Source organism: Lacticaseibacillus sp. 30, assembly GCF_053819265.1.
In genome coordinates, this window is record NZ_JBSOQX010000005.1 from 84,983 (window position 1) to 105,794 (window position 20,812).

The 20,812-nt window shown below is 46.9% G+C and carries 23 protein-coding genes; 5 read left to right on the top strand and 18 right to left on the bottom strand.

Going from position 1 to position 20,812, the window contains the following annotated elements:
* Positions 1-2 precede the first annotated feature (2 nt).
* The 3 genes from ACWPAB_RS05000 to ACWPAB_RS05010 all read right to left on the bottom strand — a co-directional run bounded on the left by ACWPAB_RS05000 (position 3) and on the right by ACWPAB_RS05010 (position 3,412).
* A complete protein-coding gene (locus ACWPAB_RS05000) occupies positions 3-839 on the bottom strand; it encodes a PTS system mannose/fructose/sorbose family transporter subunit IID (RefSeq protein ID WP_003568131.1) in 837 nt (278 codons plus the stop codon).
* Entirely contained in the window at positions 832-1,668 is an 837-nt protein-coding gene (locus tag ACWPAB_RS05005; protein WP_003585940.1) for a PTS mannose/fructose/sorbose/N-acetylgalactosamine transporter subunit IIC, read from the bottom strand. Before ACWPAB_RS05005 ends, ACWPAB_RS05000 begins: the two co-directional genes overlap by 8 nt.
* 676 nt (positions 1,669-2,344) lie before the next feature.
* A complete protein-coding gene (locus ACWPAB_RS05010) occupies positions 2,345-3,412 on the bottom strand; it encodes an endonuclease/exonuclease/phosphatase family protein (protein ID WP_003585941.1) in 1,068 nt (355 codons plus the stop codon).
* A gap of 102 nt (positions 3,413-3,514) precedes the next feature.
* Between ACWPAB_RS05010 and ACWPAB_RS05015 the strand changes: the two genes are divergently transcribed.
* Entirely contained in the window at positions 3,515-4,447 is a 933-nt protein-coding gene (locus ACWPAB_RS05015) for a DHH family phosphoesterase (RefSeq protein ID WP_003585944.1), read from the top strand.
* A 578-nt stretch (positions 4,448-5,025) separates the two neighbouring features.
* On the opposite strand, the gene ACWPAB_RS05020 is transcribed toward ACWPAB_RS05015, so the two are convergent.
* The 6 genes from ACWPAB_RS05020 to ACWPAB_RS05045 form a co-directional block, all read right to left on the bottom strand.
* Positions 5,026-5,775, bottom strand: a complete 750-nt coding sequence (locus ACWPAB_RS05020; RefSeq protein WP_003585946.1) for a methyltransferase domain-containing protein — start codon at positions 5,773-5,775, stop codon at positions 5,026-5,028.
* Between the two features lie 79 nt (positions 5,776-5,854).
* Complete coding sequence (locus ACWPAB_RS05025) at positions 5,855-6,175, bottom strand: DMT family transporter (protein WP_003568140.1); 321 nt, start codon at positions 6,173-6,175, stop codon at positions 5,855-5,857.
* A gap of 170 nt (positions 6,176-6,345) precedes the next feature.
* Entirely contained in the window at positions 6,346-6,600 is a 255-nt protein-coding gene (locus ACWPAB_RS05030; RefSeq protein ID WP_003568143.1) for a hypothetical protein, read from the bottom strand.
* Positions 6,601-6,700: 100 nt separating this feature from the next.
* Complete coding sequence (locus ACWPAB_RS05035) at positions 6,701-7,432, bottom strand: GNAT family N-acetyltransferase (protein ID WP_016381764.1); 732 nt, start codon at positions 7,430-7,432, stop codon at positions 6,701-6,703.
* Positions 7,433-7,468: 36 nt separating this feature from the next.
* Positions 7,469-7,969, bottom strand: a complete 501-nt coding sequence (locus tag ACWPAB_RS05040; RefSeq protein ID WP_003585950.1) for a GNAT family N-acetyltransferase — start codon at positions 7,967-7,969, stop codon at positions 7,469-7,471.
* 10 nt (positions 7,970-7,979) lie between these two features.
* Positions 7,980-8,501: an HAD-IIIA family hydrolase gene (locus tag ACWPAB_RS05045; protein WP_003581493.1), complete on the bottom strand. Its 522-nt coding sequence runs from the start codon at positions 8,499-8,501 to the stop codon at positions 7,980-7,982.
* A 231-nt stretch (positions 8,502-8,732) separates the two neighbouring features.
* On the opposite strand from ACWPAB_RS05045, the gene ACWPAB_RS05050 reads away from it, so the two are divergent.
* Positions 8,733-9,770, top strand: a complete 1,038-nt coding sequence (locus ACWPAB_RS05050; RefSeq protein ID WP_003585952.1) for an NADP-dependent oxidoreductase — start codon at positions 8,733-8,735, stop codon at positions 9,768-9,770.
* Here the strand turns inward: ACWPAB_RS05050 and ACWPAB_RS05055 are convergent.
* From ACWPAB_RS05055 to ACWPAB_RS05065, 3 genes are all read right to left on the bottom strand, one after another.
* Entirely contained in the window at positions 9,753-10,508 is a 756-nt protein-coding gene (locus ACWPAB_RS05055) for a tyrosine-protein phosphatase (protein ID WP_003585954.1), read from the bottom strand. The genes ACWPAB_RS05050 and ACWPAB_RS05055 overlap by 18 nt on opposite strands.
* Positions 10,505-11,026 carry a GNAT family N-acetyltransferase gene (locus ACWPAB_RS05060; protein ID WP_003585955.1) on the bottom strand — a complete coding sequence of 174 codons (522 nt, stop codon included), beginning with the start codon at positions 11,024-11,026 and terminating at the stop codon, positions 10,505-10,507. Before ACWPAB_RS05060 ends, ACWPAB_RS05055 begins: the two co-directional genes overlap by 4 nt.
* A 112-nt stretch (positions 11,027-11,138) precedes the next feature.
* Entirely contained in the window at positions 11,139-11,582 is a 444-nt protein-coding gene (locus ACWPAB_RS05065; RefSeq protein ID WP_003585957.1) for a MerR family transcriptional regulator, read from the bottom strand.
* A 95-nt stretch (positions 11,583-11,677) separates the two neighbouring features.
* Between ACWPAB_RS05065 and ACWPAB_RS05070 the strand changes: the two genes are divergently transcribed.
* Positions 11,678-12,715, top strand: a complete 1,038-nt coding sequence (locus tag ACWPAB_RS05070; RefSeq protein WP_003585959.1) for an NAD-dependent epimerase/dehydratase family protein — start codon at positions 11,678-11,680, stop codon at positions 12,713-12,715.
* Positions 12,716-12,803: 88 nt separating this feature from the next.
* Here ACWPAB_RS05070 and ACWPAB_RS05075 read toward each other — a convergent pair whose 3' ends face one another.
* From ACWPAB_RS05075 to rlmH, 4 genes are all read right to left on the bottom strand, one after another.
* Positions 12,804-13,370: a hypothetical protein gene (locus ACWPAB_RS05075; RefSeq protein WP_016381766.1), complete on the bottom strand. Its 567-nt coding sequence runs from the start codon at positions 13,368-13,370 to the stop codon at positions 12,804-12,806.
* Positions 13,371-13,429: 59 nt separating this feature from the next.
* Positions 13,430-13,930, bottom strand: a complete 501-nt coding sequence (locus ACWPAB_RS05080) for a GNAT family N-acetyltransferase (RefSeq protein WP_016381767.1) — start codon at positions 13,928-13,930, stop codon at positions 13,430-13,432.
* Positions 13,931-13,971: 41 nt separating this feature from the next.
* Complete coding sequence (locus ACWPAB_RS05085; RefSeq protein WP_016381768.1) at positions 13,972-14,433, bottom strand: GNAT family N-acetyltransferase; 462 nt, start codon at positions 14,431-14,433, stop codon at positions 13,972-13,974.
* A gap of 191 nt (positions 14,434-14,624) precedes the next feature.
* Entirely contained in the window at positions 14,625-15,104 is a 480-nt protein-coding gene (gene rlmH, locus ACWPAB_RS05090; RefSeq protein WP_003568165.1) for a 23S rRNA (pseudouridine(1915)-N(3))-methyltransferase RlmH, read from the bottom strand.
* A gap of 297 nt (positions 15,105-15,401) precedes the next feature.
* Between rlmH and ACWPAB_RS05095 the strand changes: the two genes are divergently transcribed.
* A complete protein-coding gene (locus ACWPAB_RS05095; protein WP_003571839.1) occupies positions 15,402-16,502 on the top strand; it encodes an SLC13 family permease in 1,101 nt (366 codons plus the stop codon).
* A 375-nt stretch (positions 16,503-16,877) separates the two neighbouring features.
* The gene (locus ACWPAB_RS05100) at positions 16,878-17,708 is read left to right on the top strand and encodes a hypothetical protein (RefSeq protein ID WP_003585970.1); all 831 of its coding nucleotides are present in this window, start codon (positions 16,878-16,880) and stop codon (positions 17,706-17,708) included.
* 123 nt (positions 17,709-17,831) lie between these two features.
* On the opposite strand, the gene ACWPAB_RS05105 is transcribed toward ACWPAB_RS05100, so the two are convergent.
* Positions 17,832-19,175 carry a M20 family metallopeptidase gene (locus ACWPAB_RS05105; RefSeq protein WP_003585972.1) on the bottom strand — a complete coding sequence of 448 codons (1,344 nt, stop codon included), beginning with the start codon at positions 19,173-19,175 and terminating at the stop codon, positions 17,832-17,834.
* 24 nt (positions 19,176-19,199) lie between these two features.
* Positions 19,200-20,810 (bottom strand): peptide ABC transporter substrate-binding protein, encoded by a 1,611-nt coding sequence (locus ACWPAB_RS05110; RefSeq protein WP_016381769.1) that lies wholly within the window; start codon positions 20,808-20,810, stop codon positions 19,200-19,202.
* Between the last annotated feature and the right edge of the window lie 2 nt (positions 20,811-20,812).

Below are 20,812 nucleotides of genomic sequence, written 5' to 3' on the forward strand. Positions count from 1 at the left end.
TTTTAAACTAAACTACCGATCCAGCCGAAGATGGCGCCCAGATTGCCCAACACCATCCCGATCAGAATCAGGACAAAAATTAGTCGCGTTGAGTTCATATGCTTGCGACCCAGAATCCAGTATGAGAACAAGGCAATTGCTAGTGGAATCAGTGCTGGCATGATTTTATCAAGCATGTCTTGCACATTCATCGTGACCTTGCCGACTTTGTAGGTCAGGTCAAGCTTGTAGTTGATAACCGCCGGAATCATCGCGCCAACAACCGTTAACCCAAGGATAGAAGCACCTTCCGTGAAAGTCGCCATGCTATCCGCAAAGGTTGTTGCCAGCCGGGTCCCTTGTGACAAGCCAACTTGGAACAATTTCCAGCGAACCCATAAAATGACCAAGCAACCAATGACCGGAATGAGTAACCCGATTGGTTGATTCGACAAAGCCAGATATGCGGTGATCGAATAGATAATCGCATTGTAAATTGCCACGAAAATCGTATCACCGACGCCAGCGAACGGACCCATCAAGCCAGTTTTCAGACCAGTGATCGCTTTTTCATTCTCATCGTTCATTCCCAACTGATCCTGCAAAGCAACATCCGCGCCGACAATTAAGTGTGCCATTTGCGGCGTGGTGTTGAAGAAGCCCATTTCCATGTTCAGGGCTTGTTTCATTTTCTTAGGATCGTCTTTATACAACCGTTTCAAAGCTGGCATGACAGAGTAGGCATAGCCAAGACCTTGCATTTTTTCGTAGTTCCATCCCAATTGCAGACCCAACACGTTTTGAATGAAAATCTGCTTGAGATCTTTTTTAGTTATCTTATTTAATTTCAGTTCAGACATCGATCTCGACCTCCTCATCGGAATCATCGCCGCCGTTGCTGCCGCCATTGTTATGGTTGCTTGGGCCGTGGTTATTCGATTCGTTGCGCTTGCGGTCGTTGGCATCTAAAACATGTAGTGCCGCGAAGACGAAGCCAACCAGCGCTGTGCCCAGCAAGGAGAATGTTTTCGTGAAATAAGCCATTAAAACAAATCCGAGAATGAAATATGGAAAATAGCGTTTGAGTGGCAGATACCGCATCAGGATCGCGATCCCCATCGCTGGTAAGATAATCCCGGCTGTTTTCAAACCAACCATCAACCATGCTGGGATCCAAGCGTTGATCGCTTTAACAACCGCGGAACCAAAGAACAAACCAACGAAAACCGGTAGCATTCGTGAAACTGTCCACGGAATAATCCCGTAAAGGTTATTGCGCTCAACCCCTCTATAGTCGCCTTTTTCAGCTAAGCGGTCAGCGTGATGTTGGAAAATCGTGTTCGTCATCCGCGCCAAAATATCCATTTGTGTCAGCAGTAAGCCGATTGGAATCGCCAAGCCAATTCCATAAGCCGCGCCCCGACCTGACATGATCGCAAAGGCACTGCCCATGATGGATCCAGAAAGAAAGTCAGGAACGGTTGCACCGCCATACGTTGCAACCCCCAATGTGGCTAATTGCAGCGTTGCGCCGACAATCAAGCCGGTTTTGAGATCACCCATAACTAGACCAGTTACCGCCCCGCCAAACACTGGCGAGAATAATCCGATCTTAACAGACAATGCATCAAGTTGTGCAATGCCCACATAGATCGTCAAGAAAATAAGTGCAAAAGCAGATATTGACATGATCTTTCCCCTCCCTAATAGGATGTCATGAATCAAGTCAATTATGCCGCCATATGAAACTGTATTTCAAGTATTTGCGTAAGAATAATTGACATTGAAATTCAGTTTCTTAAAAAACAGCGTCAATACGGGTGTACCATTTTTGACGCAAAAGCTGGCGTCACATGAGAAACACCAGTTATTCTCTGTGCTACAACAGACGCTTCAATAAGCTTGTTCCTTCAAAATTATTTTTTGAATTTAATTCTTATAATGATGCCGATTAGTCCACTTTGCGCAGTTTGGCGACAAGAGTCCGAGACATAATTCTCAGTCGGCAAAATAAAAGCGAACAATTTTCCACTTAAAGGAAATTTGTTCGCTTTTGCCTGCTCATGGATTATTTATTGCGATTTTAAAGATCGTAGTGCCAAGGCGGAGCAATCGTAGGTCAGATGGGGCTCAGCCGTGCAAACAACACAGCGACCGGGCTTGGCGCTGATGTTGTTAGGCGACTTCGAGACCGCGGGCTTTGCGGGCTCGAAGCGCCGTCACAGCGTTCCAGCCCCAGCTGGCCGGAGATTGCGGAGTTTGGCACGGCAAGAAAGTTTTAGCCTAGCATCTTCCTGCGATTATTCGGAATTTAGTGAATCACCAGTCCGATGTGAGAATTATGGTTCACCCTCAGTGAAGTCTGTTATTGCAGTTGGAACTTTAACACTACCGGATTATGATCGGAATATTGAAAACCTGTAGAAACGACATGCACACTTTCAGCCTTAATATTAGGCGAAAGAATATAGCCATCGATTAACGTCACAAAACTTTTACCCGGTTGATACGGTTGATCCAAGGCTCGAACTGACGGCACGGCAGCCTTGGCCAAGCCCATGGTCGGGATATGAAAACCTGCAGGGAGTTTGGACTTTGGGAAAAGATGGGTCCACGTTTCATCGAGATCTTTTGTGTGGAAGATTTCAGCGGTATTTTTTAACAAGCGATGATTGTAGTCGCCAGCAACCATCACATAGTTACCTTTCTGATACGCTTGTTCGATATATTTAAACAACTTGGTGAACTGTGCCTGCTGAATCTTGACGTTCGGTGTGAATGCTGACATATGAATGTTGACCATGACGAATTGTTTACCATTCGCCACCGTGGTTTTGGTTGCGGTAAAAGCTCGGTCCAGATCAATGATTTTGTTAAAATCAGTGTCCACTGGCAAACTGTAGCGCCGGGAACTATCGACCTTGGCTTTACTTAACGTTAGAATACCGGAATTCGCTTTGCCGATCGGTTGGGTGAACGGGTAGAACAAGTAAGCCGAATCATAATTCTGACCGTATATATTGGCGTATTGTTGCTGCGCCCCAGTGACCATCTTCACTTCATTCACATGTTGTGATCGATCACCATCCGGATCAATTTCCTGATAGAAAGCAACATCAGGATTTTGCGCCTGCGTGGTTTTGATCACACCATTAATGCTGGTACGCACGGACTTTTTACTGTAGGCTCGCGAATATTTGCCGCCATCCATGAAAAAACTATAACTTGGCGGGTAGGAACCATACCCGATATTGTAAGTCATCGCCGTATAAGTCTGGCCCGGTTTAAACTGCGTACTTTGTTGGTTCTTCACTTTTAGCGCCTGATCATCAGGCACGCGATAATAAGTGGTGAATAAATAAATCAAATATCCGCCAGCGGCCAACAACAAGACACCGAGAATGCCGCCAACCCATTTCAAAATTCGTTTCACCGTCGTTCCTCCCAAAATAGTTGTTTTGCTTATTATAGCAGTTGTCTTTTCCTCTGAGACCAGTACTATGAGGATAGACTTTTTTATAAAAAGGGGATCGCCATGTCGACTGAAACTGACAGCATTTTAGCTGCTTTCGAAAAATTCAACACCATTATTATCCATCGTCATATTAATCCTGACCCTGATGCGATTGGCTCACAAACCGGATTGGCCTTGCTGCTGCGTGCCGCTTATCCTGCCAAAACCATCTACACAGCGGGACCGGCCGCCCCCGATCTAGCTTGGATCGGACCGCAACAACAAGTGCCCGCTGATGCTTACCCTGGTGCGCTCGTCGTTGTGATTGATACTTCTAATCGCGAACGCATTGCCGGTGATCATTTTGATCAGGGAGCGATGCTGATCAAAATTGACCATCATCTGGATGAAGATCAGCTTGGCACCATCAACTGGGTTGACACCCATGCTTCCAGTGCATCAGAGATGGTGTGGGACTTAGTACGTCACAGCCCACAGCTGCAACTCACCAAAGCAGCCGCCACAGCACTCTACGCAGGCATTATTGGTGACACTGGCCGTTTTCTGTATGATTTAACAACCGCCCGCACCCACCAAGCTGCTGCTGACCTACTTGCGACCGGCATCGATGCCGCCGCAATTGGCCGTCAAGAAGACCAGTTCCCGGAAAATGTTGGCCGCTTGATTGGTTGGGCCTTAGAAAATGTCAAAATCACTGACACTGGCGCCGGATCACTCCTCATCACAAAGGCCCTGCTCGCCCAATTTGGCCTTGCGTATGGCGAAGAACAGCGCGCAGTCGGCAATATCGGCAAGCTAGCCAGCATTGATCGCTGGGTGGTCTTCACCGAACGAACTGATGGCAGCTATCGGGTTGAACTCCGCGGCAAAACCAAAGAAATCAATACGCTGGCCGTTCAACATGGTGGTGGCGGCCATCCGCTGGCAAGCGGCGCCGTGGCAGATAATGCTGCTGAACTTCATGCTATTGAAGAGGAACTTGCATCGTTATAAGGTGTCATGAAGAATGGTAATGGCCCAGACGAATGGTCTAAACCCAAAAGCCAGAGCGATGCCTCATTTCTAATGAATAGCTGTTGTGATAACGACTGGTAGACTTGGTTTTCAAAAAATACGGTAAAATATTAGAATCGAGGAAAAGTTGACACGTACTAGTGTGTTTTCTACCTTGTCAGTCAACAAATCCATGATATAATGACTTTGGTTTAGAAAAACTTTTACGGTCACATCACAATAGCCGTTTCCCCTGTACGGGAAACGGCTATTTTTTTCACCCGCTGCGATAAATCGTGGACGACGGGCGTGTGGGTTGAAGGCAACTGCAAAGACTATCGCCGATCATTCAACCTATGTTCGAGCAGCAGGAGTACCACTCCCACAATGAGCGGGGCGATAATCTGATTTAGAAAATCAATCACGGTCACACCCCCCTCCCAGGGCAGTTGCCATGTTTGATTATAGCAAAGGTTGTGGGGCAGACATAGATAAAGAGAAACTGTAACGAACGTTTTTTATCCATTTAGTTTAAAGCGTTGCTAATATGTTCCTATTCCTATCTAATTTTATCCCCATTAATTCTTTTTTGCTAAAACAATAAATCGGTCTTCAAACGTTGTCACGCTACCTTGGCTATCGATGATCTTCTGAAGTTGATGCAACTGCGGCATTACTTTTTTTACATCAAAATCCGGAAACTCCCATGGAATAACCGTGGCATAATAAACAATTGCGCCAACATCAGTGAAATTCATTTTCACAAAGGCCGCGTCTGATTTCAGAATCTCGAAGCCCGCTTCCCGCAACTCGGTCATAACTTGCGGTAAATTATTATCTGGAAAAGCTGGTACATAGTTGGCATTCAAAAACCGTGACAGACTGTAATTATTAGTTGCGCCGACTTGTTGCGAGACAAAGAGACCGTGCGGCCGCAACACACGGGCAATGTCGCGTATCGGCAAACCACCGTGACTGTTGGTGACAATGTCAAAATGCTCATCAGGAACCTGCGCCAATCGTTCTTCTGGATCCGGATATAGCGTAACGCCTTGCGGTACCAACGTGCGTTTTAACAGATCAATATTAGGTTGCCAACCTTCTGTGACGGTTGTTTTTTCGACAGGATGCTGAAAAGTCTGCATTAATTCACCACCGCCTGTGTCCATATCGAGCCACTCATCACTTGGCTTCAAATGTCGACGAACCCAGGCCGAATAATTCCACGGCAGTTCTTCGGTTTGGCAACGTCCCTTTAAATGGCTAAAGTCCCAGCCACGCATGGCCTGTTGACTTTCAGCAAGCCACTCTGATTCGATTGTCTGCATTGTGTCATCCCTCTTCATCACGTCGTTACACCAGCGTTTTCATGAGGTCAGTTTACCACTATACCCAACCATCTTCGCCTTAATCGCCGCTCGTCACTTTAATCCCAATGATCCCAATCACAAGCAGTGCAATGAAGAACCAAGTCGCTGGTTGCAGTTGATCTTTAAACAAGACCACACCAACAATAATCGATCCGACAGCGCCGATCCCGGTCCAAACCGGGTATGCCAAGCTTAATGGCAGATGTTTAACGGCAAGGGCCAAGAACCAAAAGCTTAAAACCATCCCAGCCAAAGTCGCTAACGTAAATCCCAAACGACTAAAGCCGTGCGACATTTTCATAAAGGTTGCCCAAACGACTTCAAATCCACCTGCTAAAACTAAATAGAACCACTGCATGAATGTGTCCTCCTCGTATCATTTTGCAGCCTCAAAACAAAAAGGCGACAGTATACGCAACCGCTGCATTGACCTAATGCGGTTGCGATACTGTCACCCGGTAGTGACTGCTATTTAAATAAATGTTGATGTTATTTTTTCACATATTGACAACGGCGTCAAGGAAATTGCTAAAAGTTCCGCGCAATGACCCACAAAATGATGAGTTGCGCAAATGCGAACGACCACGTAAAAGCCAGCGCCCATTTGCTATGTTCAACAACCATGAGATGCCCGGCAAGATTGCCAATCACCACCAATGCCATTACAAGCCACAACAACGCTCTTGTACGATGGTCGATTGGTCCCTTTGAAGTGCGCATGATCCAGAAAATAATCATTGATGTGATTGAAACACCCAAAAGAACCCCGATGATGTGTACCATAACGCTACCCCATTTCGAGCGCATACCTTAGTTATTTTGCAAAACATTCTATCCGTACTTCTTAACCATATTATGTCTTCACTTGATCCAAGGCACCATTTTAAACAGCTTTGCCAATCACCAGCTCTGTCCATCCCAGCACAAAACCCGCTCTAATCGCAACATTCATTGATTGCACATGGGAGAATTGGGTCCCATAAAGTGGCAAGACATCTTGGTGTTGATGCTGGATTTCAGCGGTTAGTTGCTGTACTAACCGGCTAGCAATGCCTTGGTGACGGAAGGCAGGGTCAAGCAGCTCAACGCCGATCTCCCAACAGTACCTGCCATTTTGACTGGCGCCTGCTACGGCCACGAGGTCTCCGTCTAGTTCGTAGCCAATCCCAAGGCGATCCGGTGCCGCCGGATCATAACCAAACGCCATTTTGATCGCATGATTGGCTTGGTATTTCGGAATCGCATCCGCTTCAATCAAATGCATGCCCGCGGTTAATTGGCGACTTAGCTGGCTACTCGGCACGAAGAAAGGTGCCATATTGGTCACTTTTAACCCAAAATTCCGAAGCAATTCGGTGAGTTGCTCTACGGTTTTCATTTCAAGGAACCACGCCCCGTCTGCCTGTCCAAAAGCATCTGCTAAGGCAGCTGTGACCTCTGGCTTCGTTGTGCGCACCCATAGTCGTCCTTTGCGAATGACAATGTCACCAACATCACGCGCCCAACTGCGGGCAGTCGGCACAGGCGGTCTAGTCACGAAAAGATTCCCTGTATTTTGCAGTCGCGATGCTGGCACTTGCAAATCCAGTGCTAATTGTTTCGTGATAAGTGACATCTCATCCTCCAGATTTAAAATGTTCGGCGTTACTTTTCAAGGGTCTTGCTTAACCATGACACGTTCGCGAATCGTCCCAAACTTGGTCGTATCTTCCATAATCTGATCTGTCACGCTAAAGCCAAAATGCTGATAGAATTTCTGCGCAGATACATTATTATCCAAAACACGAATATAAAACTGGTCAAATTTCTCATGCAGGCGTTGTAATGCCCGCGTCATCATGACAGCACCGACACCTGTATGTTGAAACTGCGGCAGCACATAAATTGAATAAAGCTCACCCCAGCCGTTAAAATCCGGCAACCGCGCTGGCCCAAAGCTGCAAACACCAACAATTTTATCTTTGTCATCAACTGCTAACAGCGTGTCTTGCCAGCGCCGTTCCGGGTGCCAACTGGCCGGTGAGAGGTGCGCCAAAAAGTCATCTGATATGAGTCCGTGGTATGCGTCCTGCCACGTCACGTAGTAAACCTGCCGAATAGCATCAAAATCAGAGTTAGCTGTGGCTTCAATAACCTTCACTTTAGCAGTCATTCTCTTCGCCTCATTTACCGTTACCTTGCTGAGCCAATATCCATGTCGCAGCATCCGCCAAACTGGCACATTCAACAAACGAACCCGCCACCTCTTGATAACCTGCATCTCCACGCCCTGTTGCGACATGAATCCCCAAGATGCCAGCATTAATGGCACATTGCATATCAGCCAGATAACTATCACCAACGATCACAGCATCACGATTCGCAAAACGATAGCGAAGATGTGCTTGTGCAATCAGACCGGTCTTAGGTTTTCGACATGGACATCCAGCGTTCTCAGCATGTGGACAAATAAAGGCATCAGAACATCCCATTTCAAGTAACGAGATGCGCAGCGCGGCTTCGTCCAACTGACCAGCAGCAATTTTTGTCTGATTCGTCAGCGCAAAAACTTGCAACCCAGCCATTCGCAAAGATCGGATGGCCGCCACACTGCCGGGATAAGGTTCGAATTGCTGAATCGCCGTAAAATGACCGTCCCCGCCTATAGTGCCATCGCGATCAATGAAAACTGTCTTGATGACCAAGTGTGAGGCTCCTTTCAGTCGTATCAAACAACTAATTCCATTGAATTGCTTTCATTATATGTCAGTGATGCGTTTCCAACCATCCGAACATTTCCGTAGATCAATATCATCCCCACATGGTTCATGGCGTGTTTTTTTAAGCGACACCTTGATAATTGACTTTAAAATGCAAGTGCTCTATATTCCTTGTTATTGGTTCAAAAAAATAAACCATTAGTCGAGGAATATGTCATGACCAAAACCATGCAGGCCGCGCTTATCACGCATTATAAACAGGCTGTGCCTGAAATTCAAAATGTCCCTTTACCCACTGTGCGACCAAATGATGTTTTGGTGCGCATTGTGGCAGCAAGCATTAATCCAATTGATCTAAAAACGAAAGACGGCAAGCTGCGACTATTATTAAAATACCAGATGCCATTGATTCTTGGCAGCGATTTTTCAGGTATCGTCACAAAAGTCGGAACCAACGTGACTCGTTTTAAAGTCGGCGACGCCGTTTTTGGCCGACCACAAAAAGACCGGATCGGAACATTTGCAGATTTTCTTGCGATTGATCAACACGACATTGCTTTGAAACCCAGTCGGCTGACATTTGAAGAAGCTGCCGCCTTACCCCTTGTCAGTCTCACCAGTTATCAAGCGCTACACGACTTGATGCACTTAACGCCTGATCAAAAAGTTCTGATTCAAGCCGGAGCCGGTGGTGTCGGTACCGTCGCGATTCAAATTGCCAAAGCCCTTGGTGCAGAGGTCGCCACCACCACGAGTAGTCAGAATATCGCTTTTGTTAAATCACTAGGCGCCGATCACGTCATTGATTATCACCGTGTGCCATTTCAGGATGTTCTGTCGGACTATGACGGCGTTTTTGACACACTCGGCGGCACCAGTCTTGCGAATGCGTTCCAAATCGTCAAACCCGGCGGCATGATTGTCAGCGTCTCCGGCATCCCTGATGAAAAGTTTAGCGATGCTTATAACGTCCCTATTTGGAAAAAAGTCGCTTTTCGCTTGGCAAATCACCGTATCAGCAAGCTCGCTCGGAAAAACGGCGTCTCCTACCGTTTTCTATTTATGCATCCCAGCGGATCAGAACTGGAAAAAATAGGCGAACTCGTCGAAAATGACAAACTTCGCCCTATTGTTGATCGCGTTCTCCCATTTGCTCAGCTTCCTGAGGCATTTGCCTATTCACAGGCTGGTCACGCCAAAGGAAAAATCATTTTAAAGCTGGTCGATAACCCTAACTCACTTTTGCAGGTATAAATCGCGAAATTGTGCAATCTCACCTGCTGATAGCTTAAGTCCTTCGCGTAAGTATTGCTGAAATGACCCAAATTGCTGATCAATTACTTGAAAATAACGCCTCAGATAATCCGCATCAACTTTCAGGGCTTCTCCGATTGATTTTAACTGTTGATCAGTAAAACCCCGTTCTTTGAGTCCAGCAAGAATCTCTTCATTGGCGACTGTGCGCTCAGCATTGGTCTGAAGATAATCGGCCATGATGTCTTGCTCGCTCACGTCCAGTATTTTCAAAATCAATGCGGCGCCAACGCCAGTGCGGTCTTTGCCTGCAAAACAATGGAAAATGGTGGGTTCGTTTGGGCGCAACAAACCTTGAATAAACTGGCGATACCCAGTCTTGGCCGAATCACTCAGCGCTAACTGCTCATAAGTCGCCAGCATATTTTCGTGAACATTGCCCTTCTCGGTAATCATGCGCCCAAGGCTAGCATTATTGGCGGTCGCATCCTTGAGAATGTCCAACACGGCATAGTCCGCCCCTTCCCACACTGTGTCCGGAAATTCCGTCCGCTCGTCGTCACTGCGCATATCCACAATGTGCTTAATTCCTAGCGTCTGACCAAGGTAGTGACTTTGATCATCCTCTAATTCAAAAAGTTGTCCTGAACGGAAAATCAACCCATCCTTCACCATTTGACCGTGGGCGTTCTGGTACCCGCCTAGTGACCGGAAATTTGTAATCTTTTTCAACGTCACGATGCCCCTTCCTGTTGCTGCGGTGAAACGACCTTTGCCGGCTGCTTTTGGGGAAATTTTTCCAAACGATAAAGCTGCTCATCGTCCACAGTTTCGTGCCCCTTCTTAAAGGCGTAACCCATGTGCCGGTAAAAATCCACCGCAGTAATCGATGCTGGAATCTCAACCCGTTCTGCTTGCTTAAAATAGGTATCCTGCTCCAGTGTGCGAATAATCAGCTCGCCAATGCCCTGTCCTTGATAGGTCGGCAGCACGAAAATATCAAAAAGACTATATTCAGTCTTACTACCCCAATATGAACCAATCGCACCGGTACCAATAATACGATTGCCATCATGCACAATGTAGAAATGAGTTTGTTCGGCCTTATCTAAGAAAAACTGTGGCTTCATTCGTTTAACCGTTTTCTCAAGATAAGCCGCAGAATAGTCGCGACTATTGGAGATATTTAACGTAGTGGCGACCATTTGCGCCACTTCTGCTGCATCTGCTGCCCGAAATCGGCGAATTTGAATCATAACGAATCACCTCACGAAACAATTGTGGCTTGATGATGTTGTGACTAATTTATCACACTACGCAGGTTGTTTGATCAACATTTGATCAAGCTGTCACAATAACCGATCCGACTCACTCAGCTTGCTGATAAGGATCGGGCAACCCTAACGCCCGCTTCTCGGCCTCCGCTAAGTTCAGTTCAGCTTGGACCTGCGCCTCAGCATCAGGGGCGGCATACATTTGCAACTTGTAATCAACTTCCTGCAAACTTTGAGCAATGCGGGCTTGTTGCTCGACCACCGCTTGTCGATGTGCCTGCAACAACACTCGGCGTGAATCAACCGAACCCACGCCTTGCATGACAAGCGTGATATAGGTGCGGATGTCATTGATTTTCATCCCGGTATTCTTTAAACATTGAATGGTATGTAGCAGGTTCAGATCGCCATCGGTAAAAACACGATACCCAGCCGGATTGCGGGCAACAAATGGCAACAGGCCAGCCTTATCATAGAACCGTAGTGTATAGACAGACAGCCCACTTTGTTCGGCAGCTTCTTTGATTGTATAGGTCAAAAAATAACCTCCTTTTGCTTGCCCTAGAGTTATGTCGAGGGTTTATGCTACAGCATATACCAGCGCCTCACTAAGCACAACCAAAGGAGTTTATCATGTCAAAAAAAGTCTTTGTTACTGGCGGAAACGGCTTTCTCGCCTTACATCTCATTCAACAGCTACTCGCCCAAGACTACGAGGTGGTCACCAGCGTTCGACGGCTCGACAAACAACATGAGGTGCTCGAAACCCTTTCTCAACAGCACGTGTCAAATCTTTCCCAACTATCTTTTGTACAAGCCGATCTAACGCATGACGACAACTGGGAAAATGCATTTCGTGGTATCGATACCATATTCTCGGTAGCTTCCCCTGTCTTTGTAAATGGCAGCACATCACCAGAGAAAACAGTCAATATCGCCACTGAAGGCACCCAGCGCATCATGCGTGCCGCTGAAGCAGCCGGTGTTCACCGGATGATCATGACAGCTAACTTCGGAGCAGTCGGTTTTTCCAATCTCGATCAGCAGCGGATAACGACTGAACAAGATTGGACTAAGCTAGATCAACCGGGTCTGTCGCTGTATGAGCGGTCAAAACTCGTCGCCGAAAAACAAGCATGGCAGTTTGCCCACAGCGATGGTCACCAACTAACGCTAACCAGCATTAATGCCGGTGCTATGCTTGGGCCAGCACTGAATGCGCATGTCTCGGGCAGCTTTGGCTTAGTTAAAAACTTGCTTAACGGTAACATGAATCGTGTCCCGAACATTGATGTTGCAGTGGTTGATGTTCGCGATGTAGCCGCGATGCACCTGCTGGCCATGCAAACCCCTGCTGCCGCAGATCAGCGCTTTATCGCTGTTGCTGACAAAGAGATTTCTTTACCTCAAATGGCTGAGCTGATTCGCACAAATCGGCCACATTTAGCGGCAACCCTGCCAACCAAGCAGATTCCTGACTGGCTGCTAAGTTTTGCCGCGCACTTCAACCAAAATGCACGCGAAGGTCATCTCATGCAAGCAATCAGTCATCGTGTTAGCAATGAGCAAGCCAAACAAGTCCTGGATTGGCAACCGCAATATTCGGCCGTCGATGCCGTGTTGGCAGCAACGGATACGCTCGTCAAAAACGATTTAATCAAAGGTCAATAATCCTTGTACGCTATCGAATTGCCGCAACAAAGAGCAAGGTCAATGACGAACATCTTCTACAAAATTTTCAGTTGATATCAGCATTGTTTTAGTCCTCAGAGGTGTTAGATGGCACATCAAGCACCCGCCAGTTTAGCGTTGCGTAGTCCTGAATAAATTGATCCATATATTTATTTGCAGATAAGTCAAGCAAACGACACCCACCTTCTGTGAGATAGACCAAAAGTAAACCATCTTTCGTAAAACTGCCAATCAAGTCGGTTGCATAAAGTTTACCCAGCACCTGATTCATCTTGACAGAAAGACCATTCATGACGATCTGCTTATGACTCCGAACCACTTGATAAAAGGCAATGGCTTGCGTTTCTTCACTAAAGGTTAAATAACTATCATCAATTTGAATCATGGATCCTCGATGATGACCATACTTAACAAGTGACAACACGAAGAAGTCTTGATACGTGAACGGAATCCAGTCGGCAGTTGCTAAATAGGCGCGAATATCGGTTTCTAACCGTGTTGCGGGGAACAGTTCAAATGTCGGAACACTTAAAAAACCGCTAAAGGCGCGAGCGATAAAACTGGCAAGTCGTTCTTGCGGCCTCATGGCGTGGACAATCGCTGTCTTAGCCTGCAATTCTTGTTGTTCACTCATAACGATCATCCCCTTCACAAGGGCATTTTTGTAACCGGCCTATGCAACAACTGCTTAAGTCAACGCTGCTGTTGCCAAATCATGCTATCTTCTAATTCTCCAGTTGCTTCATCCCGATCCTGGTTCACGATGGTAAACCCTTTTCGGTGGTAGAAACGAGCTGCGCCTATGTTCTTCTGATAAACCGCTAACGTCAGCTTAGGATAGGTCTGTTGCAGTTTGGCCATCAACGCTGCCCCCACGCCTCTTCCGCGGGCTTGCTCATCAACAAAGAAACCAGCAATGTAGTTATCTTGCAGGCCACAAAAAGCAATGATGTCATGATCACGCTGATCCTGAACAAGCCAAAGTGTTGCCTTGCTAATCTGATCACGCACCAGCGGCACATTTCCAGTCCAATAGTCCGCTGGGATAAAATCATGGGCCTGCAAATTACCTTGTAGCCAGATCGCCATAATTCGATCAAGTTGCGGGGGTGTTGGCTGGGTTACTAGTTGAATCGTATAAGTTGTCATCTTAACCTCTGAATTCACTGTTTTCATGTGAAACTTTAGCTGCATCGTAACTTCAAGCCATCAGTGCCGCTTTTAACCAATTGCTGTCACATTCGCACCTTTTTTCCCATTAAGCAGTTGCGAAAAGATGTCGTACCGATGAAGGCGCGGTGTTCTCGAATCGTACTGTAGCCCATCGCCTTAAAAAACGGCTGAGCGGTGATCGAAACATAAGCTGTATACTGCGATGACACGACTCGTTGCTCAAGTGCCGCCACTAGTCGTTTGCCGACCCCTTCACGCTGATGCGCCGCACTGACGTAAAGCCGATCCAAGTAGCCATCAGACGCCATGTCAGCAAACCCAATGATTGTCTCGGCTTCATCCAATGCTACCAGCGCCACGTGTTTCATGAAGCTGGCATGCCACGCCGCAAGCGATCGCTCATGGCCAGCCCAAACGGCAATCTGATCAGCGGTATAGTCTTTCGCGTTGATTTTTTGAACGGTGTCTCTAAAAAGCACCAAGGTAGGTGCCGCGTCACTTGGCTGGTAGGATCTGATTATCAACAAACGACTCCTTTTTGATAGGCACTTTGGAGCGGTGTGGCGGCTGGCAAGCCGATTGCCTGCTTAGCTTGGGCGAAAAATGTTTCTGGTGTCATGCTCAAAACCCCGTTTCTTCTTGTCAATATCAAATCCAGCTAATTGGCTTACTCGGCTGTCAACTAAAAGTCAGTCAATGATCCTCATTGTTGTCCCTATTTATGGTATGGACTGCCAATATTAATCATAAAGGCTCGATAAATCTGTTCCATCAAGACTAAGCGCATCAATTGGTGCGGCATGGTCAACTTGCCAAAACTCAAAGTATCATTGGCACGTTTCATGACTGCAGGCGACAAGCCCAGCGACCCACCGATCACGAAAGTAATGTCGGAATGCCCATAGGTTCCAAGATCGGCGATTTCTTTCGCGAAAACTTCGGATGGCCGCTGCTTGCCTTCAATCGCCAAAGCAATAACCCATTCCTTATCCTTAATTTTGCCTAAGATGCGGTCGCCTTCTTTAGCTTTCACATCAGCCATCTCAGCCTCGGAGAGATTCTCTGGGGCTTTTTCATCGGCAACTTCAACGATCTTAACCTTAGCGAACTTATCCATGCGCTTTAAGTATTCAGCAATGCCGTCGCGAAAATACTTTTCCTTTAATTTACCTACGCCAATGATCTTAATGTTCATGTTGGTATGATCTCCCATAGTCTCGTTGTTTGACCGATTTTTTTCTGTTTCAAGTATACCAGACGTTCTGGGTCGACCAGCAATGCATCCAACAACAAACTGGTTGGGATCGTTGAGAGCTGATGTAGGGACGCCCAACAAAAATAAAACGGCTAAGCCGCTCGCGTATAGTTGCTTCAAAACGCGTTCGCAGGCCCAGAAACCGGGCCTGTTCACGCTCTGCCTGTTTGCCTATTGTCAACGTTCGGATTATGGCGCAAAATAGTCTGGTTGAGGTTTTTTTAATGAGGTAAATTGATGATTGTTATTCAGCGTCTGATCAAAGATCGGGTCCTGCAGATCACCGCCTTGTTGGTCGTCATAAGTCTGTTCATTGGCCGGCCAAAAGCAAGCGACATAAGTTTTGCCACATTATGGTCAATTCTCGCCATGATGACGGTGATTCAAATCTTCGAACACCTACATATTCTTGATTACTGGGCCTATCGACTGACTTCCCGGGCGAAAAACACGCGACAGTTAACGTGGTGGTTTCTTTTTCTTGCGATTTTTGCCAGCATGTTTCTTTCAAATGACGTGACCGTCTTGACCTTGGTGCCGCTCTATCTGCGGGTTGCCAAGAAGTATCAGTTACCCGAGATTCTCCCGGTAACCTTGATTGGCATGGCCGCCAACTTTGGAAGCGCCTTCACGCCGTTTGGCAATACCCACAATATCTTTCTGATGCACCAATTTCAAATCGACTTGCGCCAGTTCTTCGGCTGGTCAATTCCGTTACTTGCCGTTAGCTTTTTAGTGTTAGTATTGCTAAGCCTTTTCTTGCGTAATGTGCCTGTCCCGAATGTCCCAGCTGAACACATCCATATTCAAATGCGGCCGACCATGTTTGCCATTGCCGTTGCGTGCGTCGTCTTCGCTGGGGTCATTGGTCTTGTTCCTGCTTGGTTAGGGGCTGTTTTGGCGATTGCCTTATCCTTAGCACTGGACCCTAAAGATATGCGAGACGTTGATTACGCGGTGGTCTTAACGTTTGCTGGCTTTTTCATTATTGTCAGCGTCGTTGGCCAGATTCCATGGGTAATACACTTCCTTGCTGGTTTGGAAAATTCAGAGGAATCTGTTTATCTTAGTGGTGTTTTCACCAGTCAGGTTATTTCCAACGTCCCGTCTACAGTGCTGCTGGCACGCTTTACAGGTTATGTTGAGGCTTTATTTTATGGATCGAACATCGGCGGTGTTGGGACACTCGTTGGTTCAATGGCTAACTTACTTGTCTTCAAGCAATACATGATTTATGGTAACCGGCCACATACTCGTTTTTTTGTCGGCTTTACGATTTTTAACTTAATTGGTTTGATTTTGTTGGGTTGTGCCGGTTACTGGTTGACGGTTCGTTAAGAAGCAATGACCCACCTCAAAAAAGTCAGCCAATTCGACATGCTTCGTTAAAAATCAGGTCATGACAGTAGTCAAATATTACATAACACCGGTAATGTATGCGTTTTCATTGCTTTTCTCCGGCAACGTGCTAGAATTAGGATTTGCTAAAAGGAACAGCGACATTCGAAACGAACCACCGCGACAGGCTATTTATGGACCTGTCGCACTTTGTTTGTACATCAGTTGAGCTGTCCTATAATGCGTCTACCAATGAAGCAAGCTGTCTATCTGCCTCCTGATGTGATGATCAAATTTTAATCATCACATCAGGAGGTGTTGGCACCTTGTCTGCTAAAGATATTGGTTGACGCTCGCTCTTAGGAGGAAGTATTTATGAAGCGCAGGACGTTGTTTTCGATCATCGTCATCACGCTGACCGCAGGATTTTTTACCTTATTTTACGGTATGCATAGTACTTGGACAGATACCCGGTCAGCGCAGGCCGTTCAAGCCGCTACCGACCAAGTCAATGATTTGTTCAAGGATCAATCGCACCAATTACCTTCAGACCAGCTAAATAAGCAGGCTATAGCAGCTGCCGAGACCAAATTACAACAGGCTCGTCAGAAGGCCAATGATGCAGACCACGCTGCCGCACTTGCCAGCGCACAAGCCGATGTTGATGCCGCTAAACATATGCTGATTGTTAAAGATGCTGTCGCTCAAAATGCAACAAAACTGGATGAGCTAAAAACGTTGTCAGATGAGTCGCAGCAAGCATTAACTGAGCTTGCCAAGCAGAAGCCAACCTTCGTCCAGACCTATCAAAAACGTGTGGCACAGTTGTCTGATCAAGAAGCGGCTGTGGCAAAAATTGCCAGTCTTTTTAGTGACACTGATTTCAAGACTCCTAAGCCAAATCTGAGCTCGGCACAAGTACAGGCTGCATTGGCTGCCGTTGAAAAGTTGGACAATAAACAATTCGCCGACCAAGTTATGCCGCTAATCAGTACCGCTCAAGATGCCACTGCCGGAGAAGACAGTCGTGACACCGAACCGTCAGCATCGTCAGTACTGCCTAGCTCCGCCGATAGTAGTCAGCCAGCTGTTGCAGACAGCAGTAGTCAGGCTAGCTCATCTACCGCTAGCAGCAGTGAATCGGAGCAAAGTCAGGCATCTAGTTCAACCTCGACAGCAACTTCTTCATCTAGCCAGAATCCGTAATTTTTTGGATCACTAACCGATAATCAGGCAAGCGTTGCCTGTCAAAAAAATGACGATACCGCACACATGCAAATTTGTGCGGATCGTCATTTTTTATTGGCCACCGCTAAAAGTCAGTGCCAATTAATTTGCTGTTTTCGTCTTGGCCAATTGCGGCACTAACTGGGTCAAATAGTCGATAAAGCTCAAGTAATCAGCAATGACCACATTTTCGTTGGGACCATGGGCGGCAGAATGGGCATTGCCAATGCCGCATGAAATAATCGGTGCGTGATTGATATCATAAAAGTACTTCATCGGTCCGCTGCCTGGAGAGTTCAGCTCAACTTGAACATCATCATCCCCATAAGTCGTACGCGCCAGTTGCAAAGCCGTCTGAACACGTGGATCGTCAGGATCGGTTCTAAATGGCGGCTCGCCTAGGAAGTCAGACACCATCACATCGTCATAACCGCCAGCCGTCAACGCTTCTTTGACTAGCCGGACGGTCTCTGCCGGTGTCTGATCTGGCACCAAGCGCAGATCAAGCTTCGCCAGCGCGGTGTGCGGCAAAATGGTCTTGCCAATGCCGGGACCCTCATAGCCGCTGGATAACCCGTTGATGGTCATACTTGGCCGATTATAAAGGGCCGCCTTAATGTCATCGGCTGGCACCGTTGCCGGGCGGGTAATGCCGTAGTTCTTAGCAAACGCTGCATAGTCAAAGGCGGCGTCTTGAATTAACAGCTTTTGAGTAGCTGTCAGCGGCTTGACGACATCAAGAAAATGCGGAATCGTAATCTCATCCTTTGCATTTTTCAATGTTGCTAAAGCCTGAACCAACCGCCATGCCGGATTTTCTGTGATCGCCCCTAAACTGGAATGAAGATCAAAATCTGCCGTTTTAACGCTCAGCTGAAACGCGACGCCACCTTTCACACCCAGCGAGATTTGAAACTTGCCTTGCTCATTTCGACCGCCAGATTCCCATAGGCAGAAGTCAGCGGCTAACAGATCAGCATATTGCGCTAACAGGTAGTCTAGATTCGGACTGCCTTGTTCTTCTGCCCCTTCAACCAAGAACTTAATGGTACAAGGAAGACTGCCTTGCGCTTGCAGGCGCTGAAGTGCTGCCAAGCGTGCCGCCAGTTCACCTTTATCGTCATTTATCCCCCGAGCGTACAGATGGGTGTCGGTCATTTTCAACTGAAAGGGATCACTTTGCCATAAGGCTAGCGGTTCAGCTGGTTGAACATCGTAATGATTGTAGAACAAGATTGTGGGGGCATCTGCTGTCTGCGCCGGAAAAACCGCGTACACAGCTGGGTTGGTGCGGTCTGTGTGCAAGATGCGGCTTGTTGTTGCGCCCAGCTTGGTAAACTGGGTTCGTAGAAATTCGGCGGTTTCTGGAATTTCATTTTCCTCTGCTAAAGAGACGGAATGAAACTGTAAATACTTCGTTAGAAAATCCTGCATGGGTATTGTCATTTTTCGACCTGCTTTCTTTTGTCACTATTTGAAGTAAGCGTGCCGGTATTCCGCCGGTTGTAACATGCTGTAGTGAAGCCCGCCAACCTTAGTATTGATCAGCCGACTATTAGCACTTTGGAAAACGGGAATGTACCCCGCAACATCAATAACCCGCGCATTAGCGGCCAATTCTTCCTGATAACGTGCCTTCGCGCTTTGGCCATTGGTGTTATTTACTTTAGCCATCAAGGCAGTGAACTGGCTATCACTGAACTTAGAAAAGTTTGAAATGTTAGTGGCTGTGGCGGTATTGAGATAGTCGGATGGGTCTTGAATCGTTGAGTTCCAGCTCATCAGTACGGCATCAAACTTACCATCAAGTGAGCGTTGAATTCGGGTCATTTTTGGCAAGCTGCTGACGGTAACTTTTAACTGCGGTAGAACCTTGGTGAGCTGACTTTGGATGTACTCGCCGACTTGTTTATCGGTGTCAATATCTGAGGTCAGAATCGCAAAATTGATGCTGTCGGTATGCAATTCTTTCAAGGCTACTTTGAGATAAGCCTTGGCTTTGGTTGGTGAATAAGTCAGTGGTGTGTCAGCATCTGCGGTGAAATCTTTGCCAGTTGATGGATTCGTGGCTAAGCCTTGCGGAACAAAGGCCTTAGCAGGTTTGGAGCCATCCTGCAACACTTTAGTTGTCATGGCTTGACGATCTAACGCCGCAGAGACAGCTCGCCGCAAATTAACATTGTTGAGCTGTGGGTTCTTGGTATTGAATTGCAGATAATTCATGTTGGCCGCCACTGTTTTGGTCAACGCAGGATTTTTGGCTTCTTTTTGGATTAAGTTGCCCGACAACGGTGCATCATCGAGCTTGCCCGTTGCAAAAAGGTTATCGATCGTGCTGGAATCCTTCAAAACCGTCACATGAACTTTAGCGATTTTGACAGCCTTTTTGGCAAAATATTCGGGATCTTTCACATAGTCCCAGCTATCACTCGTGGTATTGAAGTTTTTAATTTTATATGCGCCATTGGTCACGATTTTATCCGCGCTCGTTCCGAATTGCTTGCCATACCGTTTCACAGCGGCTTCATTAGTCGGATAATAGCCAGTCATCTGACTAGCAAAATAGGGGGTTGGCTGGCTGAGCTGAATTTTGAGTACATATTTGCTTGGTGCCGAAACACCTAATGTATCAGGGGATTTCTTGCCAGCAACAATGTCCTGATAGTTAGCAATCGCATCGTATTGATATGCAAATTCGGTTTTCGTCTTAGGATCAACGATGCGCTTCAAGGAGTAAACAAAATCTTTGGCTGTTACCGGGGTACCATCACTCCACTTCACATCTTTGCGCAGCGTCAACGTATATGTTTTCCCGCCATCAGTTGATTTGACAACCTTTGTCGCCATCGCCGGAATGATCTTCCCGTCCTTATCATGGTCGTAAAGCGGCGTCATAATTTGTTCCAAAATACCGCCGCTGGTTGCATCAACGGCATGCGCCGGATCAAGTGAACTGGCCTCTGTGCTGACGGCAACGTTTAGCGTACGCTGGGTCGTTGCAGCCTTGGTTTGCTGTCCGCATGCAGCAAGTAGTGCGGTGATCCCGAATAAGCCTAAACCCAAGAAAACATGCTTTTTCATTT